The organism is Olleya sp. NP1-10, from assembly GCF_055804415.1.
Window position 1 is genome coordinate 1,938,488 of sequence record NZ_CM147840.1, and the last position, 18,603, is coordinate 1,957,090.

Genomic DNA, 18,603 nt, shown 5'->3' on the forward strand with positions numbered 1-18,603 from the left:
ATATACACAAGCCTTTCGATTAAACACTTATTAGCTATGTTTTATACACCGTGTTGTGTGTAGTTTTTATTTCCGTTTCTCATTAAAAGCTTTTTCCGATTTTTCTCTTGTCAATTTCATAAAATCTTCGCCATATTCTTTTTCAATTTCATAATTCATTGATTCCTCGTAGCAAGTTTGAGGATAATTTGGGACACAATTTACTTTCATCGTTATGTTATAATTCTGTTTCATAAAATCCGAGTAGTGCATTTCAAGCTCAGTCGCGCGTACTAATCCCATCATTGTATATTCCCTAATTCCATTTTTGTAATCAATTTCTGCTTTTTGAGACATTGAATCACATTCGATTAAAATTGGGTCTGTCAATTCTACAGTTGGTGCTTTTTCTCGACTATTTTTACATCCTAAAATCAATATCGTAAAAGTCAGAATCCAGTATTTCATTCAGTTCTATTCTGTTAGTTTTGAGTATGTGTATTATACTGATATAGGTTGACTCTTTTTTAATTAAAATTCTTCGTTCTTAAATCGTAAGTTCAGGTAAATTTACATTATTTTTTCTATAGGATTTATATTTGATGTTTGGATTTAGATGTACTTCAGCAGGTTTTCTTAGATTCAGGCTAAAATGGGTTCTCAAATTGTTATAAATATACACCGCTTGTTGTGTCATTTTTTGTGCTAATACAGTGTTTTTAATGTTTTGTTTTAGTCCGTATTCGTATTTAAGAGTTCTGTTAATGCGTTCAGCTACTGCATTTTCGTAAGGGTCGTATTGTTCAGTCATACTCATTGTCATTCCATTATCTTCAGCAAACTGCGTGTATTTGGGGTTGCAGTATTGGAAACCTCTATCTGAATGATGAATAAGTTTTTGATTAGGGTATTTTCTGTTTCTAATGGCCATAGCGAGTGCATCTGTGCAAAGTGATGTTCTCATATGGTTATCTAGTTTGTAGCCCATAATTTGCTTAGAATAGGCGTCTGTGACTAATGCTAGGTAGTTGTGTCCTTTTTCGGTTTTAATGTAGGTTATATCGCTTACCCATAGTTGTTCTGGTCGAGAAGGAACTTGGTCTTTGACCAGGTTTTTATATTTTTTGTACATGTGGTTAGAGTTTGTGGTTGTGATGTAATTTTTAGTTTTAGGAATCAAAAGGTTATTTAGTCTAAGGAAGCGATAGAACTTGCCTCTTCCGATCTTAATATTAGCGTTTATAAAGTCTAGCTTAAGTTCTTTATATAGCTTAATTCCACCGGTTTTCGAGCCTACCTTTTTACGGTAGTCTTTCACCAATTTAATTAGTTTTTGATGGTCTATTTCTTGTTTTCGTTGAGCTTTGAGTCTTTTGTAGAAGGCTTGTTTGCTAACCCCAAAACATCCATAAAGCCACTTTCTTTTATACGTGCCTTTTTCTTTAGCTCTATCTCTTTTGCTAATGTTTTGGGTAATGACTTTTTTGACATATCGACTCCTGTAATAAGTTCCATATCAGCGATAATGTCTTGTTGAAAGTCTTTTTGAAACTCAAGTTCTTCAATCTTTTCCTTTAATCTTTTAATCTCATCGTTTTTACTCATGCCAGTATTTTGTTGTACTAAGGTACTGTATTTTCTTAACCAATAGGAAATAGTTGTTCTAGGAATGTCATATTTTTTTGAAGCTTGGTTATTGGATAGTTGTCCTGTAAGTATTTGGTCAACGACTAAAAGTTTAGTCTCTAAAGTTGCTTTTTGGTAGCTTTTTTTCGCCAGTGTTCATTTTGTGTTTTCATAAGTGACTGTAATTAATTGCTTAATTTTTAGTCAACCTATTTCAGGAAAGTTCATTTACCTAATGTTGCCTAACGTTTATGTATATGGAAAGTTGCGTGTTTGAGTGCGAGGATTTTCCGAAGGAAAATCAGATGCAAGCAAACAAAGCAACTCACATTGGTTGAGCACAAAATAGCAATTTTTTATATACAATGTTATGCACTGGTTTATTCAGTTTTTATATATTCCTCAATTATGTTTTTTCCGTTTTCAAGTTCAAAATAGTAGTCGTTTTTTCGGTTTGCAATATTATTTCCACAAACTTTTAATCGTAAAGTGTCTTTTTTCATATTCAGTCTTACAACATATTTTGCTCCGCATTTCAACATTCCTTTTTTCTTAAGACTATCTAAATCACTCAAGAACTTTTCCTTTTGCAAACTATTCAGTTTTACAGTATTTACAATTCCACCAAGCATTGGGTGTTCAATTTCAATTATTTCCACAGAAACAATTTCTGAATTAGAAAAATTCCCATTTAAAATTTCAATTCTATTTTTTGATTCAGGCTTATTCTTTTTCGCATTATTTCCACAAGAAATCAAAATTCCGAAAGTTAAAAATATTATTATTGTTTTCATTTTTCTTGGGTCAGTGTGGTTACTTGTGCATAACGGTTTGTGTATGAATAGTAAGGGGTTAAAAACTCACTTACTTTCGGTTAAGCTCTTAGCCAAATTTACAATTTTTCTTTAAATAAATAATCCGCAAAATTGTAAGTTTTGCGGATTTTATAAAGTGTACTTAACTTTGGTTTAAGTACTAGAGCCCTTATTATTTATACACTTTGTTGTAGGGCGTTCTTATCTATTACCCTTTTCAAATGGTGGTTTCCAACTTTTAGTTTTCATAATCGCTTTAACCTCCTCATATGATAACGGATAAAAATTATGACAATCGACTCCAATGTCAAATGAACGTGAAATTGGGTCGTCTGATAATGTTCCGTGAGAATGACCGTATAAATGATATGCTCCCCAATGTGAAGCGTTCCATTCTCTCATTGCATAATGAAAAAGGACAATCAATTGTTCGCCTCTTTCAAATTCATCATCTTTAACGACTAGTTCATAATAGTCTTTTATCCATTCAAATCTTGAGTGACAATCTTGGGCTGATTTTTCGTGATTTCCATTAATTAGATAAATTTTCCCGTTCAGTCTGTCAAGAATTTTTCTCAATTTCCCCGAAGAAGAAAGACCAACATCACCTAAGTGATAAACTTCATCTTCTGGGTTTACTTTTTCATTCCATCTTTGGATTAAAATTTCATCCATTTCATTCACATCCTTAAAAGGACGTTCAGAAAATTTGATTATATTTTTATGTCCAAAGTGGTGGTCTGAGGTAAAATATATTTTACTCATTTTATTGTATTTTAATTAAATTATTTGTTTTCACTCTTTTCTATTATTGAATTTTACATTCAACTTTGGACTCCGAAGGTTACATCTTTTTGTTTTTAAAGGTTCGCATATTATATTGATTTTATTGTTTTCAAATTTACTGGTTTCTGTTTAATGCCCTACAACGGACTTGTGTATGAAACGTAGCTTTTAAAAAGACGCTAACTTTTCGGATTAACACAGAGCCGAATTTTTATATTTTGTTTTTAATCTTCTATTCTAAAAGCCAAATTAAAAATTTGGCGGACATTCTAAATATAAACAAACCTTTCGGTTAAGCACTTATTAGCTATGTTTTATACACCTTGTTGCCAGTAGTTATATTCCGATTTTCATTCCGTTTCCAGGCAACGACGGTGTTTTGATAACATATTTTTCAAAAGGTAAAATATCAGTTGAACGACCTTGGTTTATGTAATAATTCAATTCGTTTAAGAGAAATTGAAAATCACCCGATGGATTTTTAACATTATAAAAATTGTCAGCATTGTTTTTGTCTTTTCTAATATGATTCTTTTTAGAATCCAAATAAACAAATATTCCGTCTTGAAGAGAAACAATGATATTCGGCAATAAATGAGCGTCTTCAGCTTTAATTAAATCAGAACATTTGGATAAAAATGTGTCTAATTTGAGTCCGATTTTTTCGCAAAGAATAAAACCATAGATTTGGTCTGTACTATTGGATTTTTGGTCAAATTTCTGAGAATCGGCACCTTGTATTGTTTGTCTTGAGCAATAGCTTCGCCATATAGTACTGTTTTTTGAAAATCTATTTAATTGTTTTACAGATTTTATTTTAGCAAATGAATCTTCTAATTCTTTAGTGTTTATAGTACTCTTAATTTCTCCCACAGCTATAACTCCTTCACAAGGGTAATAGGTGGTTTCTTCATTGTCATTTATTGAAAAAACTGGACAAATATCCTTTTCATATACTACAATATCTGTTTGCTTACTAGTTTTGTTTTCCGTATCAATTATACATCCAGTAGAAATTCCTATTGATTGTGGAAAAATCAATTCTAATTTTTTTCTAACTTCTTTTTCTCGAGCAGAGCCAACTAGAACAGGAGTTGTTGCTTTTCCTGCCTTTTTAAAACCGAGTATTAACTCTTCCGATAAATCTTCTAGAAACTCAAAAGAGTTGAATGTTTGTTCCATATTTCTTTAATTACTGGCAACGTGTTTGTATATGGTTTGTTGCGTGGTTTAGCACGTAATTTAGCAAATAAAAACCGAATAGAAAGTCTGCGAGGACTTTCGTAAGTAGGCGAGAAGTCAGCAATAAATTATATACGTCTTAAGTTTGTAATTCATTAAATTAGAAACATAAACAGAAAGTACAAAAGAGAGGAATAAGGTTAATATATACGCAGAGACTATGATCTCGTCAACATTGAAAATCCCCTCTCTTTTTCTACACAGATTTCGTACAGTTCTATGAGGCTTTTAGACCTCGATTTTAAGTCGTTGAAACTCGCGTAGCTTGTCCTTTCAAAAAACATTTTCTTATGAATAAAGATATAAAATATTTTGGACTTGACATCAGTCATTTAGTTTTTGATGTAACAGATTCTGATGGTAATTATTACCAATTTAAAAACAGTATTTCGGGCTTTAAAAAGTTTACAAAACTGTTAGATTTTAATAGTCATTGTGTAATGGAAGCTACGGGTTATTATCATTACCAATTAGCTTATTTTTTACAAGAAGAAGGGATTAAAGTTTCGGTAGAAAATCCCTTAGCCGTAAAACGATTTATACAAATGAAGTTGTCTAAAATAAAGACAGATAAAAGTGACTCAAAGTTGATTTGTGAATATGCCAAAGATGTAAAATTAAAGCTTTGGAAAGGCAACTCAAAGCATCAATTAGAATGTCTTCAAATGACCAGACTCCTTGGTGTGTATACAAAACAAAGCACAATGTTAAAAAATAAACTACATGGCGAAGCTGTTTTAGGCAATCCAAGTAAAGTAGTAGTTAGCTCTTTAAAACGCAGTTTAAAACAAGTTCAGAAAGAGCTAAAAATGATAGAAGATAAATTGTTAGTTTTAGTAAAAGAAGTGCATCAAGATGTTTTAACACGCTTAAAAAGTATTCCAGGAATTGGTCCCAAAACATCATTAATGCTAGTGGTTTTAACCGATGGATTTGATCGTTTTACAAGCGGAAGTGAATTGTGTAGTTACGCAGGTTTAACACCAGTGATCCGTCAAAGTGGAAGTAGTGTAAAAGGACGTCCGCGAATTAGTAAAATAGGGAATCAAAAGCTTCGAAATTTATTATTTATGTGCAGTTTTAATGCTTGTAAATATAACCATGCTTGCAAAGCAATATACGATCGATTAGTAGCCAAAGGGAAGAGTAAAAAATTAGCATTAATAGCGGTTTGTAACAAACTATTAAAACAGGCTTTTGCAATAGCAAAATCAGGACTAAGTTATGATAATAATTACAGAAGTACTTTATTAAAAAATTAATGAGTTTTTACTTGTTTTTTACCACAGTACTTTGTTGTAATGCGTTATTTTTATTCCAAAAGTTTAATTTAAGTAATTTTTCAAAACTCTTATCTTTTCAGTAGTCGACAAGTCATAATTACTTTGGGAAAGTAAAATGTTATTATTATCCAAAATAAAAAAATCAGAATATCCCATAATCTTTTGATTGCAGTCAGAGCATAATATGTTAGTTATAGATTTAAAGGATTCTTTACTTACATTGAAAACTGGAAAATAATAACCTTCATAGAACAAATAATTATAAAGTTGTTCTATTTTTTTGGCTTTTTGCTTGAAATCACAAATAAATCGAATTTATCTTTATTTTTTAAATAGATTTCATTTAAATATGGGGTGAATTTTAAAGATTGAGAACAATAATTATTGAAAAAATAAATAACTTTAATATTTTTCGATGAATTGAATATACTGTCTTTTAATTCGTTGATATTCATATTGACTAATTTTATATGTTCTCTATTATTGTCTGTTTTGTCTACAGAAATATATTCTTGCGAAAATAGAGCACTCGATATGAAAATAAATAATATATAGAGTTTTTTGACTATCACTTATTAGCTTGTTTAAGAATTGATTCTTTCTTTTCTTCAGATAAATCCCAAGAATCTTGAAGATCCATATTTATTAATATAATCTGAATGTCTTTTCCTTTTAATTTTTGTCGTTCTAATACCTCATACCACTTGAAAAGTGCTTCATTATTTATATCTTTATTAAAAAATATAGCCCAATTTAAAACAAAATAATAGTCTTTATTATCTTGTTTTAACAAAGGTTGTAGTGTCTTGTAATTAACAATTTTATTTATCCAACTGTCAATATTGATAGCCTTTTTTTTAGGTTTTTTTCTAATATTTTTAAAATTGGAAAGTTTGTCAATAACTTCTGAAAGCTTGAAGTTTTCAAGATAAATTCCATCTGAATTAAAAACGTGTACTATTGGTCCGACTAAATAACCGTTATTATTATAAGTAATAAAACTGTCAAAATTCTTAAAAATGAATAATTCAGTTTTATTGCAGCTTAATTTGTTTTCTTCTAAATATTTATCAATGCTATTATCATTTTGAAATTCAAAAAGTGAATTTTGACTTTGTAGTGATAAACTTGAAAATGAAAGAATAGAGAGTAATAAAATTATTTTCATAAAAATTAATTTAATTTTTTTACTAAATTTAGTATATTATTTGATAAGTTTTTTAATTCGGAAAAGCTCGGTCATAATGCATTACAACGTCTCGTATATGAAACGTAGCGTGTAAATAGACGCTGACCTTTCAGATTATACACAAGCCGAATTTTTATGTTTTGTTTTTATCTTTTCTATTTTAAAAGCCAAATTTAAAAATTTGGCGACTTTGAAAACACACACAAACCTCTCGGAAAGCCTATATTAGCAATGTTTTATATACATTGTTAGCCATAGTATTATTTTCCATTCAGCATGTTATAAATTAAGGCAGTCACGATGACATCGCTTTCAGCACTATGCTCTTTCAAATTCGGTTTAAGTGCTTGCCATTCCTTTTTATTTCCAAATAGTTTGTCTGCCGAATTATATAAAGAAATTTTAAATCCATATTTATGTCCGAGTTGTTTTCCTGTCAATTTCATTGTATCAACTTTGTTTCTTTTCTTCAATGAGAATGGAATTCCAGCTTTTACAAATTCAGCATGTAATACTTTATAATCAAATGCAATATTATGCCCAACAATGTCGTCTACTTTCGATGCAGCAACAGTTAATGCAGAAAGTGCTTTTTCTAATTCCACGCCTTCTTTTTCACATTTTTCATTCGTAATTCCATGAATTTTTATTGCTTGTTTAGGAATATCTTCTTTTTGCTTAATAAAGAAAGTTTCTCCGTCGTAATTTCCGTTTATATCAACTAACATAAAAGCGAGTTGAACTATTCGTGGGAAGTTTTCCGAATGGTCAATAACATTTTGTTTAGTTACTCTAATTGAATTGTCATTTACTAATCCAGTCGTTTCCGTATCCAAAATTAACGCAATTGGCTTGAAGGTGCTTTTATTCTTTACTGGTTGTAAAGCAACTTCTTTTTTCATTGTTTTAGTGACAACTTGTTTTTTTCCAGAATTGGCTGTCGAAGTTTTTTTATTCGACTTTTTCATTTTGCTAAATCCTATTATAATTAAGACGATTGCAATCATGATTATTAAAAAGTCCATTCGGTTGGTTTTATATTATGGCTAACGGTCTTGTGTATGGTTAGTTGCGTGTTTAAGCAACTAATTTAGTAAACAAAAACGTGCCAGAGAAAATTCCGAAGGAATTTTCCAAGTAGGCAATTGCCCAAGCAATTAATTATACACGTTGTTGTGGGTAGGTATTTTATATTGAACATAATACTTACTCAATTCTTTATAAAACTTCTCTCTAAGTTTCTCCATTTTCATTTCATATATGTCTAATTCAGAATTTTTTGGAATTATATCATTGAAAATGACCATTTCTCGAAGTTCTACTTCTATCTTAGTGCAGTTTTCTAATATATCTGCAACGTTGTTTAAACTTAGTAATTTAAGCTTTGAAAGAGCTGTCATTTTATTATTTCTAGAATCAAGTAAATTCTCATCAGCTGTAAAAATAAAATTCCATTCTTCCTTCTTTGCTTTTCTATTTAATTCTGTCGTTTGTTTTGAAGTCCCTCCAATTGCGCTTGTTAAAACAGACCACTTTTGAAAATATTCCTCCGCATTTTCCGATATTTTATCAATTGAGAGAATGTATCTTCTTATGAATTCTTTTTTTCTTCAGACTTATGATTATACCTTGTTATCAAATAGTTTGTTAAAGAAGCAATTAATGCTCCGAGTCCAATTTTCACAATTGTATCAATCAACTCAATCATTTCGCTTGTCATATGTTCATTTTGTTTTACTTACCCACAACGGTTTTGTATATGGCTTGTAGCGTGTAAATTAGCGATTATTTTTCGGATTAAGCACAAGCCAGATTTTTAAATTTTACTATTTATCTTTTTACTGGAAATCGTCAAATTTAAAAATTTGGCGACTTTCCAAATACGCCTTAACTTTGGTTAAGCAACTGATTAGCTATGAGCTATATACGTTGTTGTGGGTAGTGTTTTTTATCCTATTATTTGCCAAATCACACCTACTATTGTCGCTATTCCAACTACTAAAGCTATGATAACGTTTGTTTTATTCCAATTCGATTCTTTTTGTTCTTTTTCTTCTCCAATGGATTGATTTTTAATTTTAGAATCCTTGTTTATTATAAGATTTCCTTGGTTAATTATCTGTTCTTTTGAGTTTTCTTGAACATTTAAACCTTTTTCTTTTAGAAAGTCCATAAATTCATTTCCTTTTTCCTGAAACCATTTAATAAATTCAGGTATGTTTTCTTCGCTGAAGTCAGGTACAGTTTGTAAATCTCCATCTTCTATTGCCAAATCTCCATCCTTTATTTGTAAATCGAATTCTTGATTTTCTTTGAACCATTCTTTAAAATATTTTCTCAATGTAGGTTTGTCAAGATTTATGAGTTTCTTCTCAATTATCATATCAAGAAAAAAATCTGCTTGGTCAGCTCTTTTTTCAAGAAGTCGGTCATAATATTTATCCCATTCTTTTTCATCAAACAAAGGATTGTTTTTTGTGACATTTTGAATTTCTCTTTCTAAAAGTAATCCAATACTTGATTCGTTTTTTTCGACCAGTTCACGACCTTTCCCACTTATGTGATATTCACATTGTCCGCTCAAAGTTGAATTATCTCTTCCACGAACAAATTCGACCAATTCTAATTCTTCCAAGATGTATTCTAATGTCTTAAATTTCTCTTTGTTCTGCTGACTTGGTAATTGTTTCATTTCAATTCCCATTGCTAATGATGTAGCAAAAGATGAATTATATAATTCTCTTAAAAAATGGTCAATATATTTTGCTTGTTCGTTTATTTCCATTGGTTGCTCAACATTACCCACAACGGTTTTGTGTATGATTAGTGGCGTGTTTCAGCAACTAATTTAGCAAATAAAAACCGAATAGAAAATCCGCGAGGATTTTCGTAAGTAGGCTTGAACTAGCCATTAATTATACACGATGTTACCCAACGTTTTTTATTTCTCCGTATCTTTTATCTATAACTTTTATTAACTTATTGAAAAAGGCTTGAATCAGTTCAATTATTTCTATTATATAATTTTCACTTTCTATTTCGACTATATTGTCTGCCCCAAATTTTCTCGTTGTCAATCCTTTAGTCCTTTGTATAAAAGTTAATTTATTATCATCGATTTCAGAATTATTGTGAGCTATTTTATTACGAATGTATTTATGCTGTCTTATTAGATTGTATTCCTTTTCCACATCTTTTGATTCTATTTCATAAACTTTAGTAAGATAAATCCAGTATTTATGAATATAATCACTTCCAGTAATGTGTTTTATTTTAACACTAAATTCAAAATTAGTTTCTATTAAGTTTGAAAGAAGTTTTAATTGTCCTTCTAAAACTGAAAAGATTGATAGAAGTGATGCTTTTCTATAATTTTGGGGTATTTGCTTTAGAAACTTTTCTGTGTGACCATAATAATGTCCATAATATTGCGCTTGTAATGAACCTTCTTGCTCATTGGTTGGCTTAGTTTGTAATTCAGCATCATTTTTAATCTTATTCCGAAATTCCTCAATTAAAGTTTTACTATATTTTTCTGAATTTTCAATTATTTTTTTCTGCAATTAACAGATTATCTAAGTCATCATCATAATAATATAAAATTCCCCAATGATTGATTTTGAACTCGGGATTATTTAGGTCTATCATCTTGGTTTTTTATGTTGGGTAACGTGTTTGTGTATAACTTAGTTGCGTGGTTTAGCGACTAAGTTAGCAAATAAAAACCGAATAGAAAATACGTGAGTATTTTCGTAAGTAAGCTAAAAAAAGCAATTAATTATACACGGTGTTAACTACCGGCTTTTTTTCTATTTAGGCAGAGTTCAAATGTTTAAATTTTCCTTTAAATTCATTTAGGAACTTTAATTCTCGCAAGAGTTTTAGCGTATTACTCCGTTTTACGAATCCAGATTAGTTCAGATTGCTTTTCTTGCGCTTAGTTCAGCGGTAACGATAAACGCTTGCTTTTCAATCTTGGTTTCCTTTATCAATCTTTTTAATCTAGATTTATCTTAGTTGTTTTAATTTTCAAATAGAGTAGAGTGAGTTTTAATTAGGATTCCCTTATTAATCTTTTTAATCTAAAATTAACTTAGTTCCTTTTAAAATTAAAGCAGAGTAGAGTGAGTTGTTTATTGGTTTACTTTTTTTAATTTCTTAAAATCTAAATTATCTTGGTTTATTTAGTCAAATTGAGTTTACTCCGTAATACTTTTCAGGTTGTATTATTCATCCGAGTAATCAATCCAGAGTTGGTAGTTAAATGTTTAAATTTTAGAAAAATGTTGATTTGGAATTAGCTTGTAGTTAACGTGTTTATGTATGATTAGTTGCGTGGTTTAAGCACTAAAGTTAGCAAATAAATCACAGATAGAAAGTTCGCGAGGACTTTCGTAAGTAGGCGAGAATCAAGCAATTAATTATACACGGTGTTGTAAAACGTTTTTATTTCATTTTCTATATTCCGCTCAATATAATTCCGATAATTAGGATAATCAGCGAAGTTATCAGAAACGGTTTCTTACTTTTATAAATATCAGAAATTAAATTCCAACAATACAAATAAATAAATATCGGAAACATAAATCCCAAATAAGCAAAGTCTTTTTCAATTGTCAAATCCACTCCAGCAAAAAACCAAAACAATCGCAGAAGAAAAAATAATGTTCCAAATAAAATCCAAAACGTATTAGTTTGAGCCATTCTCAATCTTATGTTTTTCTTTCTGTTAGTGGCAAAAGGTTTGCTCATCCACAAATAGGTAGTAAAACAAAATGAAAATCCAACGGAAGCAAAACCAATTAAAGTCAGGTAATAAATGGAAAATTCGTAACTATAGAAATTCGACCAGCTCAAGTCTGTGATAATTTCTCCAACATTACACATTTTTAAAAATACTCGAAATAATAAGTTGAAAATTAAGCTAAATCCGATTCCAATTGCAATTCCGCTATAAAATTGGAACTTTCCAATTTCGTTTATTGTGAAGTTAGATTTGAGTTTTTTCAATTCAGCGTATTGTTTGGTCAAATGTTTTACAACGGTTTTGTGTATGAGCAGTAGCGGGTTTTACTGAACTACTTTTCGGATTACAATATACTTTATTAAAATGAAAAAGCGGTATAAATTTGCACTCAAACCGCTATTGCTTATACACGTTGTTGCCAGTAGTTTTTTATTTCATTTAATGCACTTTCCACATTTTTATTCAGTTCATTTTCTCCATTTAACCGCACTGTTTTACAATCCAATAATTTAATCCAATCGTTGTGAACTTTTAAACTTCTACCGTCAAAGTTTGCGTTTTCATATTGATTTGCCCATTCCAAAAATGCTTTTGAGTTCTGTTGAATTTTTTTGTCTGTCAAAAGTTTTTCCCTGTAACGTTCAACCTCACGTTTTTTCAACCGTTTCATTCGTTCAGTATTTTTCAATCGGATAAAAAAGGCTAAATCAAATGAAGTTTTCCATTCTTTTCCCCAACTTACCATTGAACCACTTACTACAACATTCTCAAATTTTTTGAAATCCGCTTTCAGATTTTCATTACGGTTTATCAAAGCTATTTTTTCCTGAAATGGTGGATTGGTTTTCTTCCAGTAATAGTTGTCAACGTCCAAATGCTTAAAATCAGTTCTTTTTTCAATTTCTTTTCCAAGTGTTGTTGTTCCTGAACCAGATGCTCCAAAAATTAAAACTTTCATTTATTCGATTTATACATTAATCTTCCACTTGATAAAATCCAAGCTGCGATGCTAAATGTAAAAACTCTAAAACCAGTTAAGCTTGTAAAAATAAAACCAGTTAGTGCTCCAACAATTGAAAATAGAACTATAAAAACACCCAAAAAACCAATCCATTTAGGAAACTTATTTTCGATGAGAATTATGATAGAGTAAATCATTATTGCTAAACAACAAGCTACAATAAAAATGTAATCTAAAGGTACATTTAATGAAAAGCTATAGTTGGTAATAGGTTTTAATACTTTAATATTTTCGTCTAACCTTTCTGAATACTTGTTCAAAAAATAGGGTAAGGTTAATCCGTTAATAACTGCTGCAAGCATCGCAGAAAACAGTCCGAAAGATAAAATGATAAATGCCAATATTGATAATTTCCATTTATCTAAAAGCTTTATAGTAAGTCCATAAAATCCAAACAATATTATTGGTAAACTAAAAATAGCTAATGAATGAGCTATTGTAATTGTTTTGGATATTTTAATGATATATTCAATGCTTCCACCACTTGGATGCAAAACCATAGTTATGATAATTAATAATGCTCCTAAAATAAGAGATATACTTGTGCTTTTGTAAAAATGATTTTCCATTTATTTGATGTTTTGATGAACACAAATATCTATGGATTCTCTGAATGAAGCACTTGATTGAAATCAAGAAATCACTTAATCCTTTTTCTAACCCTGCTTAATGTTTCTGGTGTAATTTTAAGATAAGACGCTATCATTTTCTGAGGGAATATCTGAAGTAGTTTTGGCTTATTTTCAAGAATAAAGCTATATTTTTCATCGGGTGTATTTTGATTGTCGAAAAAATTAATTCTGGAAGTTGATTCCTCTAATATTTTTCCCATTTGTAGAAAAGATTGAGATTGAGCAATAAGCCTATGTATCGCATCTATTGAAAGTTCATAGATAGAACTATCTTCAAAAGCTTGAATTGAATATTCTGATGGTTTTCTGGTGGTAAAACTTTTATGATTTATGACCCAGTCATTACTTATGTTAAGGTCAATAACATTTTTATTTAGTTCAAAATCAATTTTATATTGATAAAAACTACCTGAAATTATAAAGATTAAAGATGAACAAATATTTCCTTTCCCAAGTAAATACTCATTTTTTTTCAGTTTTCTGTACTTAAGTTCTTGTTTTAGAAGTGTAGATTCTTTTTCGGAAAATTCTCCAGCTTTTTTTAGAAGTTCCAAAATTGATTCATCCATTGATTTAATTGTTTCTCGATATTGGGTTTAAATTACTGGCAACTAGTTATATAACAACTAATATAGTTGTTTTTGGGATTATATTTCCCGTTATGACAACTTTTTTGTTGTTATTTTGGGTTTTGATATTTGTTAAAATTAGTAAAAAAAGGAATATTATAAATTCAATAAATAATCTGCTGCTGCAAAAGGGGTTGTTTTATTGGCTTCAATTAGTGCTAATTGTTTTTTTAATTCGTCTTTAATTTTTGGTGTATTAAAAAAAGTGTTTTTAAGTTGTTCTTCGATAGTTTGTAATAACCAAAATTTATTTTGTTCTGTACGTTTATTTTTAAAATAATCGTTCTTTTTTGTTAGCGTAATATAATCTGTAATAATTTGCCAAACGTTGTCAATACCTTGATTGTCTATTGCGCTACAGGTTGTAACTTTAGGTTGCCAATCTGAGTCTTTTGTAGGGTACATGTGTAAAGCTCTGTTAAACTCTAATTTTGCTAGTTTAGCATGTTTAAGGTTGTCTCCATCTGCTTTATTAATGGCTATTGCGTCAGCCATTTCAATTATACCACGTTTAATACCTTGTAACTCGTCTCCAGCTCCTGCTAATTTTAAAAGTAAGAAAAAATCAACCATACTATGTACAGCGGTTTCGCTTTGTCCAACACCAACGGTTTCGATTATTACAGTGTCAAAACCTGCAGCTTCACAAAGTATAATGGTTTCTCTTGTTTTTCGGGCTACACCACCTAATGAGGTTCCGGAAGCCGATGGACGTATAAAGGCTTGTTTGTTTTTTACCAGGTCTTCCATTCTGGTTTTGTCTCCTAAAATACTTCCTTTGGTAAGACTACTACTTGGGTCAACTGCTAATACGGCTACTTTTTTGTTTAATGAGGTAAGGTGTGTGCCAAAAGCTTCAATAAAAGTGCTTTTACCAACTCCTGGTACACCTGTAATACCAATTCTTATAGAGGTGTTAGCATGTGGTAAGCAGGCTTTTATAATAGCATTGGCTTGTGCTGTGTGTTTATGGTTTTTACTTTCTATTAAAGTAATGGCTTGACTTAAAGCGGTAATGTTTCCCTTTAAGATGGCATCAACCAAGTCTTTGGTTGTACGCTGTTGTTTTCGTTTTGCTTTAATTTTTGATACAGCATCAGCATTGGTCATTTCTGGAGAAGAAACACCTTCAGTTTCTGATAATGCTGATTTTTTGTTTGACATGTGTGCTTTAATTTCAGCGAAAGCGATATTATTTTATGTATTAGATTAATCTTTTAAAGGGACTTCAATTTTTACATTATCCCAAGCCATAGTCATTTTTAAATCATCGGTAGAGTTATCAAAAGCTACAGTAAATTGCTCTACTATTTTATCTAGTTTTTGAGCAGGAACTTCTACTTCAACCACATCAAAATTAGGATCCCAATTAGGTTCCATTTTTTCGTTAACTCCCCAATCATATTGTTTAGAGTTAAACATAACTTTCCAATTATTTTCGTTTGGAACCGTCCAAAGGGTGTACTTTCCTTTTGGTAGAGTCATGCCTTTTATGGATAAATCGTGATTGGTTTCAAAGGTTGTCGCTTCGTTTGCACCAGTACGCCAAACTTTATTAAAAGGGACTAAAGCGCCAAATACAGCTCTGTCTCGTTTTGATGGTCTGTTATAAACCACTTTAACATTTAAATCGTTTATTTTAACTCCTGCAGTATCTTTTGGACTTAAAGGTTGATTAAATAAGCCTGTTTTGGTAGCAAATTGATAACCTAAAACGCTAACGACTACTAGTAATAAAAGATATATGATTTTTTTCATTTAATTTTTTTGTCTAAAAGATAATTAATTGCAAACAAAATTAATTTAAAATTTAAGACTTACAGAAAGATAAGCCTTAAAATATTCTAAATTAATGTGCTAAATTGAAAAAAAATAAACTTTTTTGCAACACTACTTTTTTTGTGTCGTCTTTATCATGAACACTAACCAAAAACCAACAAGTGAAAGTCGTTACTTTAGATAACATCCAGTTGTGTAAACAAAACAACCGTAAAGCACAAATGCAAGTGTACAAGCAATATTGTGATGCTATGTATCAGGTAGCTTTAAGGTTTGTAAATCACACAGCAGAAGCAGAAGATGTAGTGCAAGATGCCTTTATTAAAGCATTTACAAAATTACATCAATTTAAAGGCGACGTGACTTTTGGTGCATGGTTAAAACGTATTGTTATTAATAAAAGTATTGATCACTTAAAGTCTAAAAAACAACGTTTGGTTGAATTAGATCAGGTGCACCTAAAAGTAATCGATACAGATACTAGTGACAAATGGTTAGTCCAAGATAGCACAACTTTAGATCAAATTAAAGAGGCCATTACTAGTCTTCCGGAAAAATATAAATACGTTGTCATGCTGTATTTAATAGAAGGGTATGACCATCAAGAAATATCAGAAATTTTAAATATTACACAAGTCGCATCACGTACACAATTATCCAGAGGAAAAACAAAATTACAAGACCTTTTAAAACATACCAATTATGGCCAAAGATATTAGAAACCTATTTAACGAAGATAAAAAACAATCTAACAACCAAATGTCTAAAGGACATGAGGCTAGGTTTATGGATAAGTTACACCAAGAATTGCCAGTACAAAAGCAATCTAAATGGACGGTTTTAAATATTGCTGCCAGTGTATTGTTAGTTATTGGTTTGGCATTTGGAAGTTATACTGTATTTAAAAATAATACAAAAATACCACAAGTAGTCAATACAAATCCTCCAAAAGAAACAACTAATACAGCCAAAACAATGACGCTTGGAGATATTTCTCCGGATTTAAAAAAGGTGGAAGAGTATTATGTGGCCAATATTAATTTAGAATTGTCAAAATTAAAATTAACTCCTGATAATAAAGAGTTATTTGATGGTTATGTTTTAAAGTTAGAAGAATTAAATGCAGAATACAAAAACTTGTCTAATGAGTTGACCTTAAATGGTCCTGATGAGCATACTGTAAATGCATTAATTAAAAACTTGAAATTACGTTTAAACTTGATGCATCGTCTTAAAAATCAATTAAGTCAGTTAAACACAATTAAAGCGTCCCAAGGATAAGCTTTAAAAAAAACTAAAATACAATGAAACAATATAAAATATTAAAAAGCATTTACTTAAAAGTATTCCTTTTATTAATAACCGTAAGTGTTACAGCACAACAGAAGTTGAGTAAAATAGATCAATCTGTTAGAGCAAATAAAGCGGTAACAATAGATCTAAATACTAGTCACACCAATATAGTGGTAGAAACTTGGAACAAGGATTATATAGAGGTACAGGCATTTATTGAAAGTACTAAGCTATCCAACCAAGAGATGCAAAAGGCTTTAGACAATTGGGATGTAAGTCTAAAAGGAGATTCAGATTATGTGCAAATTACATCTAAAGGTGCACAAGGGATTTGGTCTGACGACATGAGTGTTACATTTTTGGATGAAGCGTCCATTGAAGCTTTAGCTAACTTACCAGAACAATTAGACCTTAATTTATCTCCATTATTAGAAGGATTAGAGAATTTAGAAATTTTTGGTGAGTTACCAGAAAAACTAAAATTACTACGTGTCCCAAAATCTCCTGATGGTAATTATAATATCAATTTTGATTTTGATAGATATAAGGAGGAAGGCGAGTCTTATCTTGATGCATGGAGTATTAAATACAGAAACGAATATGGTGAAGCTTATGAGCAAGACATGCGTACTTGGGCAAAAAGTATTACTCAAGAAGATCTAGATAAATTTGAAAAAGAAATGGAAGCTTGGGGAGAGCGTCTTGGTGAACAAGTGGAAGACCTTTTTGGACCAGATTTTGAACAAAAAATGGAAGAATGGGGAGAAAATTTAGGTAAAAAAATAGAAGACTCTTTTGGTGAAGAGTTTGAATTAAAAATGGAACAACTAGGAGAGCGTTTAGAAAAAGAATTAGCGCCAAAACTAGAAGCTTGGGGAAAACGTTTTGGTGAAGAGTTTGAAAAACGAATGGAAGCCCAGTTTAATCAAAACGGAACGACTAAAAATACGAACACTAAATTATTTGATGATGTGGATTATAACACTACAAAAACCATTATTATTAAAATGCCCAAAAAAGCTAAGCTTAAATTAAATATTAAGCATGGTGAGTTAAAAATGGCAAATGTATTTGATAATGCAAAGGGTAATATTAGTCATGGATCATTAATAGCTAATCACATTTCTGGAGGTAATACCTCCATTAATGTGTCTTATGCTAAAGTGGCTATTAAAAATTGGACTTCTGGACAATTACAATTAAATTATGTGGATGATGCAATTATAGCTAACGCTAATAATTTAATATTAAATGCAGTGTCGTCTGACGTAGAAGTTGGAAATTTATCTGGTAACTCCGTTATAAATGGTAGTTTTGGAGATTTATTTATAAATGCAATAGCTTCAGAGTTTAGTAATTTAAATATTGTATTAGAAAATAGTGAGGCTAAATTAAAACTGCCTAAAACAGATTTCAACCTGTTTTTTAATGGTAACAAATCTAAATTTAATAACAAGGTAGCGTCTAATAAAACCATAAAAAACTACCCAAATAATAATAGTAATACCAATAAAACTATAATCATAAATGCTAAGTATAGTAACGTGATTGCTAAATAAAATTTCTAAATTTGAATTCAATT

The 18,603-nt window shown here is 30.2% G+C and carries 19 protein-coding genes; 4 read left to right on the plus strand and 15 right to left on the minus strand.

The annotated features are described in order from the left end of the window. Positions 1-66 precede the first annotated feature (66 nt). The 5 genes from AC0L4B_RS08880 to AC0L4B_RS08900 all read right to left on the minus strand — a co-directional run bounded on the left by AC0L4B_RS08880 (position 67) and on the right by AC0L4B_RS08900 (position 4,388). Positions 67-447, minus strand: a complete 381-nt coding sequence (locus AC0L4B_RS08880) for a hypothetical protein (RefSeq protein ID WP_473436603.1) — start codon at positions 445-447, stop codon at positions 67-69. Between the two features lie 79 nt (positions 448-526). Continuing rightward, entirely contained in the window at positions 527-1,456 is a 930-nt protein-coding gene (locus tag AC0L4B_RS08885; RefSeq protein ID WP_473439423.1) for an IS3 family transposase, read from the minus strand. A 529-nt stretch (positions 1,457-1,985) separates the two neighbouring features. Next, positions 1,986-2,399 carry a hypothetical protein gene (locus AC0L4B_RS08890; RefSeq protein WP_473436604.1) on the minus strand — a complete coding sequence of 138 codons (414 nt, stop codon included), beginning with the start codon at positions 2,397-2,399 and terminating at the stop codon, positions 1,986-1,988. Between the two features lie 222 nt (positions 2,400-2,621). Further along, positions 2,622-3,185: a metallophosphoesterase family protein gene (locus tag AC0L4B_RS08895; protein ID WP_473436605.1), complete on the minus strand. Its 564-nt coding sequence runs from the start codon at positions 3,183-3,185 to the stop codon at positions 2,622-2,624. Positions 3,186-3,542: 357 nt separating this feature from the next. After that, positions 3,543-4,388 carry a DUF6602 domain-containing protein gene (locus AC0L4B_RS08900; protein ID WP_473436606.1) on the minus strand — a complete coding sequence of 282 codons (846 nt, stop codon included), beginning with the start codon at positions 4,386-4,388 and terminating at the stop codon, positions 3,543-3,545. 350 nt (positions 4,389-4,738) lie between these two features. Here AC0L4B_RS08900 and AC0L4B_RS08905 point away from each other — a divergent pair, with 350 nt between their 5' ends. After that, positions 4,739-5,710 carry an IS110 family RNA-guided transposase gene (locus AC0L4B_RS08905; RefSeq protein ID WP_473436607.1) on the plus strand — a complete coding sequence of 324 codons (972 nt, stop codon included), beginning with the start codon at positions 4,739-4,741 and terminating at the stop codon, positions 5,708-5,710. A 589-nt stretch (positions 5,711-6,299) separates the two neighbouring features. Here the strand turns inward: AC0L4B_RS08905 and AC0L4B_RS08910 are convergent. The 10 genes from AC0L4B_RS08910 to AC0L4B_RS08955 all read right to left on the minus strand — a co-directional run bounded on the left by AC0L4B_RS08910 (position 6,300) and on the right by AC0L4B_RS08955 (position 15,707). After that, positions 6,300-6,899 (minus strand): hypothetical protein, encoded by a 600-nt coding sequence (locus AC0L4B_RS08910; protein ID WP_473436608.1) that lies wholly within the window; start codon positions 6,897-6,899, stop codon positions 6,300-6,302. Between the two features lie 281 nt (positions 6,900-7,180). Next, positions 7,181-7,945: a 3'-5' exonuclease gene (locus AC0L4B_RS08915; RefSeq protein ID WP_473436609.1), complete on the minus strand. Its 765-nt coding sequence runs from the start codon at positions 7,943-7,945 to the stop codon at positions 7,181-7,183. 923 nt (positions 7,946-8,868) lie between these two features. Beyond that, positions 8,869-9,705, minus strand: a complete 837-nt coding sequence (locus AC0L4B_RS08920) for a hypothetical protein (RefSeq protein WP_473436610.1) — start codon at positions 9,703-9,705, stop codon at positions 8,869-8,871. Between the two features lie 142 nt (positions 9,706-9,847). Next, the gene (locus AC0L4B_RS08925; protein WP_473436611.1) at positions 9,848-10,483 is read right to left on the minus strand and encodes a hypothetical protein; all 636 of its coding nucleotides are present in this window, start codon (positions 10,481-10,483) and stop codon (positions 9,848-9,850) included. Positions 10,484-11,378: 895 nt separating this feature from the next. Further along, a complete protein-coding gene (locus AC0L4B_RS08930; protein WP_473436612.1) occupies positions 11,379-11,951 on the minus strand; it encodes a hypothetical protein in 573 nt (190 codons plus the stop codon). 119 nt (positions 11,952-12,070) lie between these two features. Then, positions 12,071-12,625: an AAA family ATPase gene (locus AC0L4B_RS08935; protein WP_473436613.1), complete on the minus strand. Its 555-nt coding sequence runs from the start codon at positions 12,623-12,625 to the stop codon at positions 12,071-12,073. Further along, positions 12,622-13,257: a hypothetical protein gene (locus AC0L4B_RS08940; RefSeq protein ID WP_473436614.1), complete on the minus strand. Its 636-nt coding sequence runs from the start codon at positions 13,255-13,257 to the stop codon at positions 12,622-12,624. The genes AC0L4B_RS08935 and AC0L4B_RS08940 overlap by 4 nt, the downstream gene beginning before the upstream one ends. 71 nt (positions 13,258-13,328) lie before the next feature. Next, a complete protein-coding gene (locus AC0L4B_RS08945; RefSeq protein ID WP_473436615.1) occupies positions 13,329-13,889 on the minus strand; it encodes a Crp/Fnr family transcriptional regulator in 561 nt (186 codons plus the stop codon). A gap of 156 nt (positions 13,890-14,045) precedes the next feature. Further along, entirely contained in the window at positions 14,046-15,113 is a 1,068-nt protein-coding gene (gene meaB / locus AC0L4B_RS08950; RefSeq protein ID WP_473436616.1) for a methylmalonyl Co-A mutase-associated GTPase MeaB, read from the minus strand. 45 nt (positions 15,114-15,158) lie between these two features. Beyond that, a complete protein-coding gene (locus tag AC0L4B_RS08955; RefSeq protein WP_473436617.1) occupies positions 15,159-15,707 on the minus strand; it encodes a DUF2911 domain-containing protein in 549 nt (182 codons plus the stop codon). A gap of 182 nt (positions 15,708-15,889) precedes the next feature. On the opposite strand from AC0L4B_RS08955, the gene AC0L4B_RS08960 reads away from it, so the two are divergent. From AC0L4B_RS08960 to AC0L4B_RS08970, 3 genes are read left to right on the plus strand one after another with little or no spacing between them, the layout of a single operon-like run. Next, on the plus strand, positions 15,890-16,447 hold the full coding sequence (locus tag AC0L4B_RS08960) for an RNA polymerase sigma factor (protein ID WP_028290671.1): 558 nt from the start codon (positions 15,890-15,892) through the stop codon (positions 16,445-16,447). Beyond that, complete coding sequence (locus AC0L4B_RS08965) at positions 16,431-17,009, plus strand: hypothetical protein (protein WP_473436618.1); 579 nt, start codon at positions 16,431-16,433, stop codon at positions 17,007-17,009. Before AC0L4B_RS08960 ends, AC0L4B_RS08965 begins: the two co-directional genes overlap by 17 nt. 23 nt (positions 17,010-17,032) lie before the next feature. After that, positions 17,033-18,580, plus strand: a complete 1,548-nt coding sequence (locus tag AC0L4B_RS08970; RefSeq protein WP_473436619.1) for a hypothetical protein — start codon at positions 17,033-17,035, stop codon at positions 18,578-18,580. The last annotated feature ends 23 nt before the right edge of the window (positions 18,581-18,603 follow it).